This is a genomic window from Paraburkholderia caledonica NBRC 102488 (assembly GCF_000685095.1).
GTDB classification, from domain to species: domain Bacteria; phylum Pseudomonadota; class Gammaproteobacteria; order Burkholderiales; family Burkholderiaceae; genus Paraburkholderia; species Paraburkholderia caledonica.
In genome coordinates this window covers 468,167-485,386 of sequence record NZ_BAYE01000002.1, presented here as the reverse complement: position 1 = coordinate 485,386, position 17,220 = coordinate 468,167, and the positions used below count along the sequence as shown (strand labels likewise).

Annotated in this window: 11 protein-coding genes and 2 pseudogenes; 8 read left to right on the top strand and 5 right to left on the bottom strand. The window is 60.6% G+C overall.

Annotated features, from left to right (window positions below):
- Positions 1–105: 105 nt before the first annotated feature.
- Positions 106–483: a DUF2917 domain-containing protein gene (locus BCA01S_RS06050; protein WP_027776156.1), complete on the bottom strand. Its 378-nt coding sequence runs from the start codon at positions 481–483 to the stop codon at positions 106–108.
- A gap of 505 nt (positions 484–988) precedes the next feature.
- On the opposite strand from BCA01S_RS06050, the gene BCA01S_RS06045 reads away from it, so the two are divergent.
- Both BCA01S_RS06045 and BCA01S_RS06040 read left to right on the top strand, forming a co-directional pair.
- Positions 989–2,047: a hypothetical protein gene (locus BCA01S_RS06045; RefSeq protein WP_027776155.1), complete on the top strand. Its 1,059-nt coding sequence runs from the start codon at positions 989–991 to the stop codon at positions 2,045–2,047.
- A gap of 201 nt (positions 2,048–2,248) precedes the next feature.
- A complete protein-coding gene (locus BCA01S_RS06040; protein ID WP_244145963.1) occupies positions 2,249–2,488 on the top strand; it encodes a hypothetical protein in 240 nt (79 codons plus the stop codon).
- A 23-nt stretch (positions 2,489–2,511) separates the two neighbouring features.
- Here the strand turns inward: BCA01S_RS06040 and BCA01S_RS06035 are convergent, their stop codons facing one another.
- Together BCA01S_RS06035 and BCA01S_RS06030 are read right to left on the bottom strand one after the other, a co-directional pair.
- On the bottom strand, positions 2,512–3,741 hold the full coding sequence (locus tag BCA01S_RS06035; protein WP_027776153.1) for a sensor histidine kinase: 1,230 nt from the start codon (positions 3,739–3,741) through the stop codon (positions 2,512–2,514).
- A 103-nt stretch (positions 3,742–3,844) separates the two neighbouring features.
- Positions 3,845–4,741 carry a LysR family transcriptional regulator gene (locus tag BCA01S_RS06030; protein ID WP_027776152.1) on the bottom strand — a complete coding sequence of 299 codons (897 nt, stop codon included), beginning with the start codon at positions 4,739–4,741 and terminating at the stop codon, positions 3,845–3,847.
- A 102-nt stretch (positions 4,742–4,843) separates the two neighbouring features.
- Here BCA01S_RS06030 and BCA01S_RS06025 point away from each other — a divergent pair, with 102 nt between their 5' ends.
- Entirely contained in the window at positions 4,844–5,719 is an 876-nt protein-coding gene (locus BCA01S_RS06025) for an aldo/keto reductase family oxidoreductase (protein WP_027776151.1), read from the top strand.
- A gap of 28 nt (positions 5,720–5,747) precedes the next feature.
- On the opposite strand, the pseudogene BCA01S_RS34605 reads toward BCA01S_RS06025, so the two are convergent.
- A pseudogene (locus tag BCA01S_RS34605) lies at positions 5,748–6,116 on the bottom strand (LysR substrate-binding domain-containing protein); the annotation flags it as partial.
- Between the two features lie 1,322 nt (positions 6,117–7,438).
- On the opposite strand from BCA01S_RS34605, the gene BCA01S_RS06015 reads away from it, so the two are divergent.
- From BCA01S_RS06015 to BCA01S_RS34595, 3 genes are all read left to right on the top strand, one after another.
- Positions 7,439–8,500, top strand: coding sequence for a DUF1254 domain-containing protein (locus BCA01S_RS06015; protein ID WP_084166788.1), 1,062 nt, complete (start codon positions 7,439–7,441; stop codon positions 8,498–8,500).
- Positions 8,501–8,603: 103 nt separating this feature from the next.
- Positions 8,604–9,383 carry a hypothetical protein gene (locus tag BCA01S_RS34600; RefSeq protein WP_146221162.1) on the top strand — a complete coding sequence of 260 codons (780 nt, stop codon included), beginning with the start codon at positions 8,604–8,606 and terminating at the stop codon, positions 9,381–9,383.
- 28 nt (positions 9,384–9,411) lie between these two features.
- Complete coding sequence (locus BCA01S_RS34595; RefSeq protein ID WP_084166786.1) at positions 9,412–10,881, top strand: DUF1254 domain-containing protein; 1,470 nt, start codon at positions 9,412–9,414, stop codon at positions 10,879–10,881.
- A gap of 6 nt (positions 10,882–10,887) precedes the next feature.
- On the opposite strand, the gene BCA01S_RS39625 is transcribed toward BCA01S_RS34595, so the two are convergent.
- On the bottom strand, positions 10,888–11,457 hold the full coding sequence (locus tag BCA01S_RS39625; protein ID WP_052369425.1) for a hypothetical protein: 570 nt from the start codon (positions 11,455–11,457) through the stop codon (positions 10,888–10,890).
- Between the two features lie 93 nt (positions 11,458–11,550).
- On the opposite strand from BCA01S_RS39625, the pseudogene BCA01S_RS37885 reads away from it, so the two are divergent.
- Together BCA01S_RS37885 and BCA01S_RS34585 are read left to right on the top strand one after the other, a co-directional pair.
- Positions 11,551–12,040: pseudogene (locus BCA01S_RS37885) on the top strand (ESPR-type extended signal peptide-containing protein); the annotation flags it as partial.
- Between the two features lie 397 nt (positions 12,041–12,437).
- The gene (locus BCA01S_RS34585) at positions 12,438–17,021 is read left to right on the top strand and encodes an ATP-binding protein (RefSeq protein ID WP_052369420.1); all 4,584 of its coding nucleotides are present in this window, start codon (positions 12,438–12,440) and stop codon (positions 17,019–17,021) included.
- Positions 17,022–17,220: the final 199 nt, after the last annotated feature.

The window sequence follows — 17,220 nt, the reverse complement described above, 5'->3', positions numbered from 1 at the left end:
TTGCGCGGCGCGATGGCCTTGCCGGCCATCGCGCCGTTGTTTTTTCAGGCTCGCGCTGCGCATGCAGCGAGTTCACGCGACATGCGTGGAGCCTGACAACGCATGTCAGCGCGGGCTCGGCGGCCCCAGGCTCAAACCGGCGAGCCGACCGAGCCAGCGCGCGAGAATGCCTTTTTCGGGCAGCGCGGAGGTCAGCGAAACATGCGCTGTTCGTTCGCCGTCAGCGCTGAGCCATATGCGTTCGCCGCGCTGCAGGCCGAACGTTTGACCCGGCGCGATCCAGTGATCGTACGGAGAACTGATGCGGGTCAGCCAGAGGCGGGCACCCTTCACCGTAAGCGTGCTGTCCGCTTCGACACGCCATGTCAGCGTCGCGCCTGGCGCGACCGGGAAATGCACGACCACCTTCGGTAGACGATCGTCCTGGTAATAAGCATAACGATGCGCGTCGTCTTCCATGCACTGCGGGCTTGCCTGATCCATCTTGCTCTCCGTTTTGGAGCCGGCCGACGGAGGCGCCCACAAAACAAAAGGCCCCTTCCGTTACCGGCGGGGCCTTGGGGTCTTGCTTTGCAGATTCAGACTGCTAACGCAAACATGCTCCCATAGGCCAGCCGATGATGGCTCGCTTCGGGTGATTAATCGCTACGGCGATGGAGATGTGCGTCAACATGAATTGAGTGTGCCGTTTTGCCGAACGCGTTGTCAACGGAAATCGGCCGCTATTTCCCGTAGCCACACTGCAGCGTGTGGCCGCTCGGTGGTCGTGCGGCACGATGGGTTTTCCGCCGATGCAAAGTATGTCGGCGTATGTCACCGCGTTTGCAAAATGCTCGCGAAGCCTTGCCCAGAGGGCTTCTTTCACGATGAAACAGCGTGACATATCTTCACTGCTGACTGTCACGGCGGGTCCGCCTATAGTCCGTTCATCGCCACACAGCGCAGCAGCAGTCGCACGACGTGGCCTGATTCCACGAAGGACATACCCGTGAAAACTCATTCGTTCGCAGTCCCGGTCAGCGGCGCTTCATCTGCGGCCGTCAATTCTTTTCCTCCTTCCGCTCGCCGCACGCTGCGCAAGCTCGCGCTGACTGCGACGACGGCAATGCTCGCACTGGGCAGCGCCTCGGCATTCGCGTGGTCGCAGCACGGAACCGCTTACACGTCGCGCGGCGTCTATAACGAAGGACACTACGGCTCGTGCGGCGGCGGCGGCTGCTCGCATGCAGGCGGAGTCGTCGGTCCTTATGGCGGCGCCGCGACCAACACCGGCACGGTCACTCGCAATTCGCCCGGACAGTTTTCGAACTCGGGCACCGCGACGGGCCGCTACGGAAACTCGGTGCAGCACTCTGGTGACACCAGCTGCGCGAGCGGCACCTGTTCGCATACGGGCGCGCTTACCGGACCGGATGGCAAGACGGCCACCACCTCTGGCGAAGTGACGAAGACGGGCGCGGGGCAGTACTCGTCGTCGGGATCGGTGACGCGTTCCAACGGCGATACGGTCGATCACTCGGCGTCAACCAACTGCGCCGGTTCTTCATGCTCGCGTTCGGGAACGGTAACGGGATCCGATGGAAACACGGTCGCGCATTCCGGCACGGCGACGCGTGTGGCGCCGGGAGTAGTGACGACGTCCACCAGCGTGACCGGCACGCACGGTAATACGGTGAGTTCGAGCGGAACCGTGGTGAGCACGGGCGTTGTCGCGATGGGCGGCACGACCGTCGTCGTCGCGCCGAAACCGGTGGTGTATCCGCCGCCGACCGTCGTCGTTGCACCCAAGCCGGTCGTCTATGTCGCGCCGCCCGCGCCCGCTGTCGTAGTGGCGCCGCCGCCCGTGGTTTATGCACCGCCGCCGCCCCCGCCGGCTGTCGTGATCGCGCCGAAGCCCGTTGCTTATGTCGCTCCGCCAGTGGTCTATGCGCCGCCGGTTGTCTACGTAGCGCCGCGCCGCGTTTATCTTGCGCCCGCGCCGCGTCCGGCAGTCTGGGTGCCGGGCCATTGGGTCGGCAATGTGTATGTGCCGGCACACTGGGCGTGAAGAGCGAACGCCATGTCATCAAGAATGCGTTTTACTCTAGCCAGCCGAGCGAGTCGGCCGAGCCGCTTCAAAGTCGCACGAGGGATGCGGCCGGGCAGCGCGAAGGCGGACGAGCAACGTGTTGCCGTGTCACACCGGGGGCGGTTGCGGGCCTCAGATGCATTCACGGTTCGCAAAGCAAGCGTATGGGCGACGATCATCGTGGCGACCGCACTGGTGATCGCCGTGCAGAGGTTCATGGCAAATCCGGAGTTGCCGCGCGAACTTCCTGAACTCGTGCCGTCTGCCGATTGCCCCGCGCGCTACGCCGCCTTGCTCGATCTCGCGGAACTCGCGCGCCGCGACGGGACATCTTCCGAGGTTGTGATGCACGGTTTGAACAACGGCGGTGGCGCGATGAGCGCATGCCCGCGTATGACCAGCAGCGCAGCGACACGATAGTCGGCAGTCTGCCGCGCCTGCTGTTACGCCTCTTCTTCCGGTTCCGCGAGCGTCAACGGAAAGCGGATCGTGAAGGTGGTGCCCACGCCTTCGCGTGACGCGAAGTCGATGTGCCCGTCGAGAACGCGGCACATTTCCTTGACGATGGCGAGACCCAACCCGGTGCCGGGAATTTCCTCGCCGGCGGCGCGTTCGAATTCGGCAAACACCCGGTCGGCATCGGCGGGCGCGATGCCCACGCCGGTATCCGACACGCGGATCGACCAGTGCTGCGGACCGGCCGTCAGGAAGTACAACTCGACCTGTCCCGACTTGGTGTATTTGGTCGCGTTGGAAAGCAGGTTGACGGCGATCTGCTTGAGCTTCAGGCGGTTCGACGTGACGGCGGGCAGCGCCGGATCGAACGCCGCGTGCAGCCTCAGCCCCTTCTCTTCGATGGACAGCCGCGACGACGCCACGAGTTCCTCGTAGAGTTCATGCAGATCGACCTGTTCGAGCGTAAGCGGCGTACCGTCGCCGAGGATGACCGAGTACTCCACCATCTGTTCGACAAGCGCCTTCATGTCCGCCGCCTGCCGGTTTGCTAGCTGCAACGCCGTGTCGGCCTTGGTGGGCACGCGAGCGATCAGTTGCAGCGCCATTGAGAACGAATTCAGGAAGTTGCGCAAATCGTGCACGACACTGCGCGTGATGTGCATGCGCGACTCGTACAACTCGCTGACGAGCCGCTGTTTCAGCGTCAATTCGTGATTGGCGCGCTCCAGCCGACCGGTGTATTCGTCGATCTTGCGGTCGCGTTCGCTGACCACTTCCTTGATCGACGTGAGCGTGACCATGCTCAGTGCTTCTGCAATCAGGCGGCGCGCGCGCTTTTCGTGGCGGCGGGTGAATCCGTTGTCGCGCGTCGCGTACTCGTCGAGTACATCGGCGAGAACCAGGTGGAACAGGTCCAGTTCGCGCACCAGTTCTTCGATCCGGTAGCCTTGACGCCAGCGCACTATGCCGTGCTTGCGCGCGTCGCGTTCGATCGCCGGTTCGACGTGTTCCAGATCTTCGACCTCCAACGCCGCACACAGGCCTTCGAGAATTTCCGGCAGATGATCGGCGAGTTGCTGATACGTGAGCTTATCGGCTTCCACGAGATCGACGTCGCCAAAAACTGCGTTCATCCATTGTTCGGTCAAACGAACCCGCTCGGCGCGAACGAATTCGGCGAAGTTGCGCAGGGGGCTAACGCGTGTGTCGTTCTTCATGGTGCGGTGGATCTGGGTTCGAGAATGTGCGTGCGCTCCGGTGGCGGCAGCCCATTATCACAGCAAATCGCCCGCGCGGCGTCGAATTTGCGGCTCTGCCCACTCAACCGTTGCGGTCCTTCAAAAAATCGACGAACGCACGCAAGGGCGCCGGCACGTGACGGTGGCCGGGATAGTAGAGAAAGGGCCCCGAGAAGCTTTGCCACCAAGGTTCGAGAACAGGCTGCAATGCGCCGCTGTCGAGGTGCGGCTTCAGCATGTCTTCGAATAGGTGAATCACACCCACGCCCGCGAGCGCTGCGCTGATCACGAGGTCGAGCGCCGCGCCGGGACGCACGAGCAATGGTCCCGACGGATTCAGTTGCACCACTTCGCCGTCGCGCTCGAAGATCCACGTCGGCGTCGCGCCGCCGGCAAACTGGACGCGCAGGCAAGCGTGCGCAAGCAGGTCGCGCGGATGCTGCGGGCGTCCGCGGGTATCGAGGTACTCTGGCGCGGCGGCGGTGGCGACGCGTTCCACGCGCGGGCCGATCGGCACCGCGATCATGTCCTGCTCGAGCCGCTCGTCGTAACGGATGCCCGCGTCGCAGCCGATGGAAAGCACGTCGACAAAGCCGTCCTCGACGACCACTTCCACCCGTATGTCCGGATAGGCTTTCAGAAACGGTGCTATCACACCGGGCAGTCCCATGCGCGCCGCACTCGCGGGCACGTTCAGTTTGAGCGTGCCGCTCGGCCGGTCGCGAAACACGTTCAGCACGTCGAGCGCCGCTTCCATTTCGCTGAAGAGCGGCGTCAGTTTTTCGAGCAGACGCAGGCCGGCTTCGGTCGGTGCGACACTGCGGGTCGTACGGTTCAATAGGCGCAGACCGAGCCTGGTTTCGAGGCGGCGCACGGCAATGCTCAAGCTCGACGCGGAAACGCCGCTCGCGCGCGCAGCGTCGCGAAAGCCGCCCGCGCGCGCGACGGAAATGAAAGCGGTCAGGTCGTTTAGTTCCATGTCACTGTTCACAAAATTGAACAACCCGTGCACGTTAGCCCGCTTTATTTAACGGTGCAATCCCCGCCATACTGGGCTCACCTACCAGGACAGGAGAGCGCCATGACAAACCTCGATATGACAAAGACATTTTTGCTCGGCGGCCGCGAGGTGCGGCGCATGGGCTATGGCGCCATGCAACTCGCGGGACCGGGCGTGTTCGGGCCGCCGAAAGACCGTGACGCCGCGATCGCCGTGCTGCGCGAAGCGGTGGCTAGCGGCGTCAATCACATCGACACCAGCGATTTTTACGGCCCGCATATCACCAACCAGCTGATTCGCGAGGCGCTGCATCCATATGCCGACGATCTCGTGATCGTCACGAAGCTCGGCGCGGTGAGGGATAGCGACGGCGGTTGGCTGCCGGCGCAGGAGCCGGAGGATCTCGAGCGCGGCGTACACGACAATCTGCGCAACCTCGGGCTCGACACGCTCGAAGTGGTGAATATGCGGATGATGGGCGACGTGCACGCGCCGAGCGAAGGATCCCTCGAAAAGCAGATCACCGCGCTCGCCGAGCTTCAACAGCGAGGACTGATCCGCCATATCGGCCTGAGCAACGCGACGCCGACGCAGATTGCCGAAGCGCAGCGCATCGCAAAGATCGTCTGTGTGCAGAACCACTACAACCTGGTGCACCGCGCCGACGACGCGCTGATCGGCGAACTGGCAACCAAGGGCATTGCTTATGTGCCGTTCTTTCCTTTGGGCGGCTTTACGCCGATCCAGTCGTCTGCGCTGACCCATATCGCGGCAACGATTGGCGCGACGCCAATGCAAGTGGCGCTCGCATGGCTTCTGCAACGCGCGCCCAATATCCTGCTGATTCCGGGCACGTCGTCCGTCGGGCATTTGCGCGAAAACCTGCACGCCGCGCAGCTCGAGTTGAACGACGAAATCCTCGCGAAACTGGATGCAATTGGCGGCGCCAACGGTTAATGCCACGTGCTAACGCCACGGCGCTCCAAACGGAATCCGCAATATGCGCTCGCAACCACTGGTGAGCCGGATCCCGATGCGACCGTTCGTGCCACAGCATCGCCATTTCGTAGCCCGGCACCTCGACGGGCGGCTCGAACACGCATAGTGCGGCGTTGTCGCGGACCAGCCGCTCGGGCACCTTCGCCACGAGGTCGGTGTTGGCAAGCGCGGAAATCATGAACAGAAAGTGCGGCACGGAGAGCACGAATCAGCGCGAGAGGCAGGCCTTGGCGAGCGCTTCGTCGGTCGCGCCGGCAAATCCGCCGCCGCCGGGCGACACGATTACGTGCTCGAACTTCGAGAATTGCGCGAGCGTCGGCCGCCGTTTCAGGCGTGGGTGACCGGCACGGTGCACCGCCCAAGGCTGTTGCGGGCAGTTCATTGACTAACCAATTCGCACGGGTCGTCCACGCATATTAGCCAGGTCGGACGAACTCGTTGTGCTGAAGAGGGCTTCGTAACATCGCGAACGCTCTTCGGAATGAACGTGGTAACAGTTATGCTGCCTTTTCCAAGGCGACTCGGGCGTCCAAAGCGCCTCCAACGGATGGCCGTTTCATTCGTTTTGTAGCCCGAAATATGATAGAGAAAATATCATTGAGAAGTACGACGTCAGAGCATCCATCCACCCTCGAACAAGAATTGTATTGTGACGCCGTTCACGCCTCACGCCGCCGGGATTCATGCGCGGACTCACGACGAATTCGCTTCAACGACGCGCGCGGCGGGGAGCCGAACGAACGGGTAAGGCCGAAGGCGAGCATCGGGCGCGAACTTAAGTCCGTGAACTCCAACGCTGCCGGAGCGGTAGCGGTGAACAGGCCATTTTCGAATTAACTGAGTGTTCCGGTCAAGCCTGTTCGGCAAATGGCCGGCATGAAGCTGCATGCTTTGCCGCACGTAGGTCACATCGAGAGCCCTCGCTCTCGAATGTTCACCGTCTGACGAGTCGCGCGAATAAAATATGCGCACTCGTTGCGTTTCGATCCCATTGGCGCAACCTGCAGAAAGGGGAGACCCAACAGAAGGACGGCGACACTTCGCGCTTTGAATTGATCGCTGGCTATAATCTGTCTAAACTTCCTGGCATGTACATTGAGGATGCCTATTCGCAATACCACGGCGGACCCGTCGTCGCATAGTTGCAGGGTATCAATGGAGTGGGTCTGACGCGGAAGGAGACGCAATCTGGTTTGATGGCTGAAATTCGGCACCGGTTCCGATCAAGCGTAGTATGCCGGCTTTGGCGGGCTGCAAGAGGCCGGCCGGCGTAGTGGGTTTGATTCGTTCCTGGCTCGGGCCAGGTGGTTGCCAATTGCCTCAAGACATCAAATCGGTTAAGAGTTAGTGACTCCGCGAAAGGTGATTAGGATTGCTATCATTGGATCGTGTATTGTCGTTGCGACCGTGATTCACGCGCGGCAGTGCGGCCGGGTCGGCATCGAGCAGCGAGCTGCAAAATGATCGGAAGGCACAAAGCCGCGCCGACAGGGAGCTGGGGCAAGACGTGCGCCGCGTGCTCGGGAAGTCCAAGCAGGGTCGGCGGCAAAAGCAACTGTCCGTGCAGTCCCGGAATTACTGATGCTCTAGGGTTCTCTCGCATTGAGAACCCGAGCACTTTGGTGCCAGAAATGGCAGGTTTTGATACGGTACGTTTCACCCTTGGGGACAGCCTCCATGAAGAACGCGAGTAAAGCCACAATAAAGGTCATTACTTTCATCTCGGCCTGTGTTACCGCCACGTTGGCCGTGGCACAGTCCACTCCTGCCTCTTCGCCTTCCGCCGCGCATGTCATTCCCGTCACGCCGGATAATTTCGCGCGTGCCGAATCCGATATGTATTTCAGCGGTGTCGTAAAGATGGATGGCTTCGGAAAATTCAATCATACGCGTGAGCCGGCGCCAATCGATAACCAGACTGTTATCCGGCTGAACCGCGATACGCTTTATTCCTCGGCGGTATTCGATCTGGATGCAGGGCCGGTGACGATCACATTGCCCGATGCAGGCAAACGATTCATGTCGCTTCAGGTGATCGATGAGGATCAGTACACCCACGGCGTCTTCTACGGAGCTGGAAGCCATACTTTGACGCGTAAGGCGATCGGTACCCGATACGTCCTCGCGGCTGTGCGAACGCTTGTCGACCCGACGAACCCCAAGGATCTCGAGGAAGTGCGCAAGCAGCAGGATCAGATCAAGACCACGCAACATGAGCCCGGGCGGTTTGAAGTGCCGAATTGGGACATGGCCAGCCAGAAGAAAGTGCGTGATGCACTGCTGACGTTGGGTTCAACGCTGCCGGATACCAAACGCATGTACGGTTCGCGCTCCGACGTTGACCCTGTGCGGTTTCTGATCGGCTCGGCCCTTGGCTGGGGCGCCAATCCTCCCGAGCAGGCTCTCTATCTCAACGTACAGCCGCCGCGCAATGACGGAAACACGGTCTACAAGCTGAACGTCAAGCACGTCCCTGTTAACGGTTTCTGGTCAGTAAGCGTCTACGACGAGAATGGCTATTTCAAGGCGAACACGTATAAGGCGTATTCGCTCAATAACCTGACCGCAAGCAAGAATCCCGACGGATCTGTCTCGATCCAGTTTGGCGGATGTGATGGCAAGGTGCCGAACTGCCTGCCCATCACGAAAGGATGGAACTACATGGTTCGGCTCTATCGTCCGCAGAAGGAGGTGCTCGACGCGAAGTGGAAGTTCCCTGACGCCCAGCCTGTCAGTTAAACAAGAGGTTTTAAGTTCACCAGACCGACCGGGGTAACTGCGTTGCTTGCATCGCGTCGGTCCTGCGTCAGCCTGTTTGATTCAGCAGTTAATGGAGGTAGGGATGTTACGCAGGCTTCTCGCAGTTCGAGTGCTTATCTTCCTGATATCGATAACCGGCATGCGGGGAGCCTTGGCGCAAACGCCGGACGCGCCGGCATCAAACACGTGGCATTTCAGCGTGTCCCCGTATTTCTGGATGGCAGGCATCAAGGGCGACGTAGGTGCCTATACCAATCTGCCGCCTTCGTCGATCGATGTCGCGTTCGGGGATATATTCAGCCATCTCGACGGGCCGACAGCCTTTGTGGCGGCCGAGGCGTGGAAAGGCCGGTTCGGCATCCTCGGTGACGTGCAGTACCTGACGATCAAAGCGGATGCATCAACGCCCGGTCCCCTGTACGGCAATGCCACGTTGAAGCAATGGAACTTCAATAGCACGATAAGTGGCGCTTATCGGGTTGTCGATTCACCGGTTGCCTCGGTCGACACGCTGGTAGGTGTGCGGATTTTTCATATCGACAACCAGATCGACCTGAGCGGAGGGATCCTGCCACCCAGGAGCAACAGCATCGGAGACACGTGGGCGACGCCGGTCATCGGCGCACGGGTGACCGTGCCGTTTGCGAACGGATTCCTTTTCAACGGCTACGCCGACCTGGGAGGCTTTGGCATTTCCTCCGACTGGACATGGCAGATCTATGGCGGCATTGGCTATCAGTTCAAAAGCTGGTTGGCCGCTTACGCCGGTTACCGGTATCTGGACGTGCATCACCGAAATGGTGGCTTTCTGTACAACGTGAGTCAGCAGGGACCCATGGTGAGTGCCAAATTCAGCTTCTAACCAATGAAGAAACTCCTAGGAGACATGTATGCGTTTTGTGGCAAATGTCCGCGAACAATTCGTAACGCGGCCAGTTCGATCTTACGGCGAGAGTCACTTCTCATGGTTTCGCAAGTTTGCCGCGGCCGTTTCATTGACGCTTTTCACGGTCACCGTTGCACACGCGGAGCCGGTTACCACTGAGGAAGCGAGAGCGATCGCCAAAGAAGCCACCATTTATGGGTTCCCTCTGGTTGATAGTTATCGGGTTCAGTACTCGTACTTCATCGATCAGCACAATGCCGATTACAAGGCTCCATGGAACACGATTTCAAATACCGCACGCGTGTTTACCCCCGAGGACAAGGCCATCCAGACACCTAATTCGGATACGCCTTATTCGTTTCTGGGTGCTGACCTGCGTGCCGAACCGTTGGTTCTGACCGTACCGAAGGTCGAGAACGGGCGATACTACTCGCTCCAATTCATCGACATGTACACGTTCAATTTTGCATACGTCGGTACCCGGGCTACAGGTAATGGAGCAGGCAAATATCTGCTTGCTGGTCCGCACTGGAAAGGTACGGTGCCCAAAAGCATAAAATCGGTAATCCGTTCGGAGACGGACTTCGCTTTCGTTCTTTATCGGACGCAATTGTTCGGTTCCGCGGACATTGAGAACGTCAAGGGTGTTCAGGCCGGATACAAGGTCCAAACCTTGTCGGAATACCTTGGCAAAGCCGCCGCGCCAGCGTCAGCGACTACCGAATTCATCAAACCGCTTACCGCCGAAGAAGAACGCAAGTCCCTACGCTTCTTCAACATATTGAATTTCGTACTCCAATACTGCCCGCCCCATCCTGGTGAGAAGGCGCTGATAGCGCGTTTCGCGAAAATCGGCGTAGGGGCTGGCAAGTCTCTTGATGTCAATACACTCTCACCGGACATGCAGAAGGCGTTGCAGGACGGCATGTCGGATGCATGGACCGAACTCGCTGACTACAAGAAAAGTGAGCTCGACACGGGAAAACTGTCGAGTGCGGACGGTTTCGGAACCCGTACCTATCTGAAGAACAATTACATGGCCCGCATGGCCTCAGCAGTGTTGGGCATCTACGGCAATTCGAAGGAGGAAGCGCTATATCCGGCCTACTTTGTTGATGGCGGCGGCGAAAAGCTGGACGGCTCGCATCGCTATACGCTTCACTTTCCACCGGGAAAGCTGCCACCAGTCAATGCTTTCTGGTCACTGACGCTTTACGAATTGCCATCGAGCCTGCTCTATGCCAACTCGCTGAACCGATATCTCATCAATTCGTCCATGTTGCCCACGCTCAAACGCGATGCGGACGGCGGCATCACGCTTTACATCCAGCACACGTCGCCGGGTCAGGAACTTGAATCCAACTGGCTCCCCGCTCCCGAGGGCTCGTTCTTCTCGGTGATGCGACTGTACTGGCCTAAGGCCCCCGCGTTGGACGGTCAATGGAAAGCGCCGACGATGCAGCGTGTGCAGTAAAGCAGGTCACGCGTCGCAAAGCCCCTCGAACAAAGAAGCTGTTCCGCGAATCTTGTGGGAAAACAGCAGATCGAAAATCGAGGGGCGGCCGGGGATACGGTCCATGCGCGTCAACTGCTTGCAACCGTTCCGGACTATGGCGCAGCGATCTGGACGAGAGACGCGCGACAAACACGATGAGAATGTCGCGGCGAGGTTGATGATGCCGACGTTGATTGACGCACGCAAGCGCAGTCGCGCCGCGGGCCAGCCTTCCTTGTCGGAGCGCTCGGCGAAGCTCGGCCAGATCTGCTTGACGGCGGGTAGCCGCAAATCGTTGAGCAGTAGCGACAGGCGCGTGGCATCGATATCGTTGCTCATGATGTCGTCTTCCATGTCCAGGTGAAGCAGGGCCTCGTAGTCGCGCAACGAAGCCAGTCGCACGTGCACCTGGGACACAGTCGCCGGATCCGGCGCGAAACGCCAACGCAGTTCGTCCAGATCGGGCGGTTGCCCGTCGGCCAGATACTGCACCAGCGCCTGCGCCAGCTGCGCCTCGCAGGCGCGCTCGTGGGCGAGGCTCAGCAACTCCACCATGGTCTTGCACGCGTGAGCCAGCCAGTGGCAAACGCGATTGGCGGCGGCTCGACGGTGAACCCAGGTGGATCGATCACGGCACCGACGTACACGGAAGGTCAGATTACCAACGTGGCGGCCGGGATGGCGGACACGGATGCGGTCAATGTCGCGCAGCTGAAGGCGACGGGTCTGGTCGGTCCGAACGGCACCACGAATGCCGCGGTGACGTACGACCATAACGCGGACGGTTCGACTGACTACCGCAACGTCACGATAGGCGATGCAATGGCGGGCGGTACGACGATCCACAATGTTGCAACGGGCACGACGTCAACCGATGCGGTGAACGTCGGCCAGTTGAACCCGGCGCTCTCCACCGTCGCGAACATCGCCAACAACGCGTCGAACCCGATGTTCACGGCGGACGGCAACCGCGATACCGCAGCGGCGGTCGCAGGTGGCACGCATGCGACGGCGATGAGCGCGAACGAAGGCGTCGGCCGCCAACCCGGTGGCGCTGGGTGCGAACTCGGTGGCCGCCAATACGGTGTCCGTGGGCGCGGCTGGCACGGAGCGTCAGATCACCGACGTCGCGGCCGGCGCGGGCGCGTACAAAAGTGGTGCTGCAGTTGCTTCGGTGCGACGTACCGTTCGGAAAACAGCAGGTGGCTGACCAACGTGGCGGCGTTCGTCACATCAACGGGTCACGCGGGCGTGCGTGTGCAGGTGGGCTACGAGTTCCAGGCGGCCCCCGTAGCGAGGAAACGCTGAAGCAGCGGCGTTTCTCTTCACAAAAGTGTTGAGACGCAGTTTGCTGGAGACAGCAAACCGTGTACGCGCTTGCGGCAGTAAAATGCATCTCGTGCGGCCGCACGGATAGGGCCGGTGCGGGTCACGAGTAGCCATCGGTGTCGGACAAAGGTTGTTGCTGCGGTGACCGCGCGTGCCGACCCATTGACCAGCGCGAAGTGCTAGCTTAACAGGTTCGATACACGACAATGGCCGACATCAATCAATTGACGCGCCGACTGCGCGGCATCGCAGTTCTGCTCACCGCTATCCTGGCCAGTTTGATGCCGCTGCCGGGGAGTGCCCAGACGCCCCCGGCCCCAAAGCAAGAATCCCCCAAGACGACCGCGCTCCTCGCGAAGGAGTCCGTATGGTTTGCTGCCCATCGTGAAGTAGTGGTTGGGGTGACGCGGGAAGGTTGGGCACCGTTCAATCAAGTGGTTGGCGGCAAGCTGACCGGCCTGAGCGCGGCCTACCTCGCGTACGCATTGCGCCCCCGTAATGTGACGCTCCGGCCTCGCGTGTATGACGACAACCGCAGTCTGCTTCAGGCGGCATGCCGCGGCGAGGTCGATATCATCACGGACGTTTCCCGAACTCCGGAGCGTGAGAGGTGCCTGGTTTTTTCACGACCGTACTACGAGGGACAGGCCGTCATCGTCACCCGCAACGACGATCAGGGCGCCGCGTCTCCGTCGAATGCCACCACGGCAAGATACGCGGTCGAGGAAGGCTTTTTCATGGCTCACCAGCTGCGGGAGCGGCACCCTGCCGCGTCCTTCGTCTATGTTGCCAATACTGCGCAGGCACTGCGGGCGGTGGCCGGAGATAAGGCCGATATCTACGTCGGCCTGCGCCCGGCGGTCGAGTATGAGATAAACAAGGCGTCATTGAGCAACCTTGTCATGCTGGAGGCACATGCCGAACCCATGGGTGAGTTGCGCTTTGCCTTTCCGCGCGGACGCACCGCGTTGCACCAGAGTATCGACGAAGCACTCCAGAAGATCAGCCGGGAGGAACGCATTGGCTTGCTGAGCCAATCGGTTCAGGTCGGTTCGAGCCCGGTTGCCAATTCGACGAGCTTCGTACTCAGCAAGAGCGAGCGGGAGTTTCTGGCTGCGCTGCCGCCCCTCAGAGTAGCTGTGGATGTGCGTTGGGACCCATTTAGCTACCTGGATGAGACGGGACGCCCGACGGGCATCCTGCCTGAGTATTGGGCCTATCTTGCCAGGACGTTGGGGCTCCGTTTCAAGCCGCATCCCTACGACGGCCCCGTAGCGGCGAGGGACGCGTTCGCTTCTGGCGCGATCGATGTGCTCATGGTCGCGGCCGCTGGTGCTGCGAAAGTCGATCTGCCCCATGTTACGCGCCCCGTCGAGACCTATCCCGTTGTGGTCGTGGGTCCCCAGAACGCTGCCTCCGTAATGGCCCTGACGGATCTGGCTGGCCTCAAGGTGGCTGTGGTTGACGGATCGGGTAACGATACCGAGTTACGCAGGCGGGTACCCTCTATCACGCTGGTGCATACCCACGCGATTCTCGAGGCGATGCGCATCGTGCATCAGGGCAAAGCCGACGCACTAGTTGGCAACCTGGCGGTAGTCGATCTGCCCATTCAGGGCGAATACGCGGGCGTGCTCAAGGTGCTTGGACCCGCCGGCTATAGCCAGTCTATTGGCTTCCAGGTGGCCCCCAGGTTCGAGCCGCTGATTCCTCTCATCGACCGGGCGCTCGGGGTGATGAATGAGGAGCAGCGACGCGCGATACGTAACCGCTACCTCGCCGTCAACTACCACTTCACGCCGACGTGGTACGAGGTCGCACGCAAGATCGCTCCCTTCCTGCTGGCAGGCACCGCGGGCCTGATTGTGCTTCTGCATGCATTCTTCAGGCTTCGACGCGAGGTGCGCCACCGGAAACAGACCGAACAGCAGCTCGCATTCCAGTTGCGCTTTCGCACAATGCTGATGGATATGGCGCCGATTCCAATTGGCGTTAGTGACCAGGCCGACCGCTATATCGAGGTCAACTCCGCCTTCGAACAGTTGGTTGGACTGCGTCGTGAGGACATGCTGGGCAAGACCGTGGAAGAATGTAGCCTGTTTCCTGGTCAGAGGGGCAAACTGATAGAGGCGATTGCTCATGCAACGCAGCGCGGCATTTGGCATAAGGGCGTCCGCGTCGACTATCTGGATGCGTCCGGTACGTCGAGGCACGGTTTGTACTGGCACGGCCCTCTTCTGAACGAACGTGGCGAGGTCACGGGAGCGGTCGGGGCGGTCGTCGACATCACTTCCGCAATTGAGGCCGAGCGTAAAGTACATGACACCGAGCAACGCCTGGAGGACGTCACCCGCAATCTGCCCGCCCTGGTGCTACAGATGAGGCGGGACCCGATTGGCAAGCTCAGCCTTCCCTACGTGGGCGGCAATCTGGAGCTGCTGTCGGCGATTGAACTGGACGACCTGCGGCAGGACGCGGAGTTTCTCGACAGCTACCCTCATCCCGAAGATAGAGCGCTGCTGTTGGCGGCTATTGAGGAATCCGCACACGCCTTGCAGCCGCTCGCCAAAGAGTTTCGCTCAAAGTATGCCGAAGGGTACCGATGGATCCAGACGAGGGCCATTCCCCAACGCGAGGGGGATGGCAGTACGCTGTGGAGCGGGTACTGTATCGATGTCACAAGCGAGCACTTGCGAGCCGAGGAGCTCTCGGCTGCGCGCGACGTCGCCGAGAGTGCTTCGCGCGCGAAAGACCAGTTTCTGGCAATGATGAGCCACGAGATTCGCACCCCAATGAGTGGTGTGCTGGGATTGGTTGAAGTGCTAGGCCAAACCGGGCTGCACGGCGAACAGGCAGCCATGCTTCGCATGATTCAAGACTCCGCGGGCGCGTTACTCCAGATTCTGGATGACATTCTCGACTACTCCAAGATCGAGGCGGGCAAGCTTGATTTTGAGGATTCGCCGTTTGACATGCGCGAGACGTGCGATCTGGCGCTCGGGCTGCTCGCATCCAAAGCTCACGAAAAGGGCCTGAAACTGCGCTTGCATGTCACCGCCGCTGTCGCCGCCAGCCTGCGCGGCGACAGCGTTCGATTGCGGCAGGTTCTGTTTAATCTGCTCAGCAATGCGATCAAGTTCACGCAGCAGGGCGAAGTTTCGGTGTTCATCGACGTCGCCTCGCGTCGCCCTGACCCGCCTGTCCCACGAGACGACTTACCCATCGCCCACAACATGGACGAGAACTCTTTGGTTGTGGGCAGTCTGGAGCCTGACCGCCTCGAGACTGCCCCCATTGAAATGCAGACCCTTGCCATTACGGTCGCTGACACAGGGATCGGCATCGCGGAAGACATACAGCTCACGCTTTTCGAGCCGTTCGTGCAAGCGGACTCCACCACCTCCCGCCGCTTCGGCGGCACTGGCCTGGGCCTGAGCATCTGCGATCGACTCATAAAACGCATGGGCGGCACACTGGAACTGCATAGTCAGCTCGGTGCTGGAACGCGTGTCACCTTGCTCCTGAGTCTGCCCGTCGAGCGCAGAGCCTACGATGACGAGGTCCTGGGCGGCGCCCAGATGGTGGTGCTGCTGCGTGACGCTGAGGCCGTGTCGGCCATTGCTGACGGACTCGCTGCACTCGGCGTCAAAGCTGTACTGCTGGACCCGAGGACCGTCAGCGCCAAGGAGCTTCGTGCGGTGGCCGCAGTGGACGCGGTATTTCTAGACGACGATGAGCCGCTGCCGGCGGCTCTTGGTCACGCGCCAGTGATTCATATCACGGAGCGACCCAAGTCAGCAGGCTATCGTCTAACCGGGAGCGACATTCGGCTTAGCATCAATCCCCTTTCGTGGCGCGGACTGCGGGCAGCCTGCATAGCCGCCGTCGTCGGCGCCCCGCTGCCGAATGACATGGTGCCAACCGTGCCACTCGCGGCCGCGGCGCGCTCGCGCGAGCAGGCGAAGCGTGACGGCACGCTCATCCTCGTCTCCGAGGACAACCCCATCAACCGGCAATTGATCGAGCGACAGTTGCACCTGCTGGGCTATGCCTGCGACGCCACGGCGAATGGACTGGAAGCGCTCGATGCCTATGACACCCACGACTATGCGATGCTTTTCACTGACTGTCACATGCCACAACTGGACGGCTACGCGCTCGCGCGCTCGGTGCGTGAGCGTGAGCGGGCGCGCGGAGACGCGCGACGCTTGCCGATTATCGGAATCACCGCCAGCATCGAGTCTGAAGAACCTCAGCGTTGCCGTGATGCCGGCATGGATGATTGTTTGATCAAGCCTGCCCAACTTGATCTCCTGTACGCATGTCTGCAGAAATGGCTCCCAGAGACCGTCATGCTGTCCGAGACATGGGCGGTCGGGGATGCGGCACGATCGGCCGAAATCGAAAACTTGAATGTGGGGATACCGGCGAGCACCGACGCAAGCCTGCCGCCCCTGAATCTCGAAGGGCTTAGGCAGACGATGGGATCATGGTCCGACGTCGGGACCTTGCTCCACGTATTTGTTCAGAGCACCGAGGCCGACATTAGTGCGTTTCGCATCCTGCTGCGTCACCCTGAGCTCGCCGCTTTGCGTGAGTGGCATCACCGCGTCGCCGGTTCGGCCATGGTTTTGCAGTATCCACCGCTACTTAATGCGCTTCAGGCATTCCGCCAGGGGCTGGAAGACGAGGAACTGGAAAGGATCCAGGCGAAGGGCAACGTTCTGCTCGACAAGCTGGAGCGCTTTATGAGTCACTTAACCTCAACACGACGCACGCTGACGGATTGAGTTTTATACACCTCAGCGTTCCTGGCGGTGACCCAACGGTGAGTCGCACCACGAAGCGATTAGCGGCGAAGACCCCTCACGGCCGGGGACAAACGCATTCTCAGGGGCATAAGCTCGCAGCGACCGGCGGGGGGAAAGACGGAAGCGCGCTCCGCGACATATCGGAGCAGGTTGAATCGTCCTGCGAACACCATCTTGT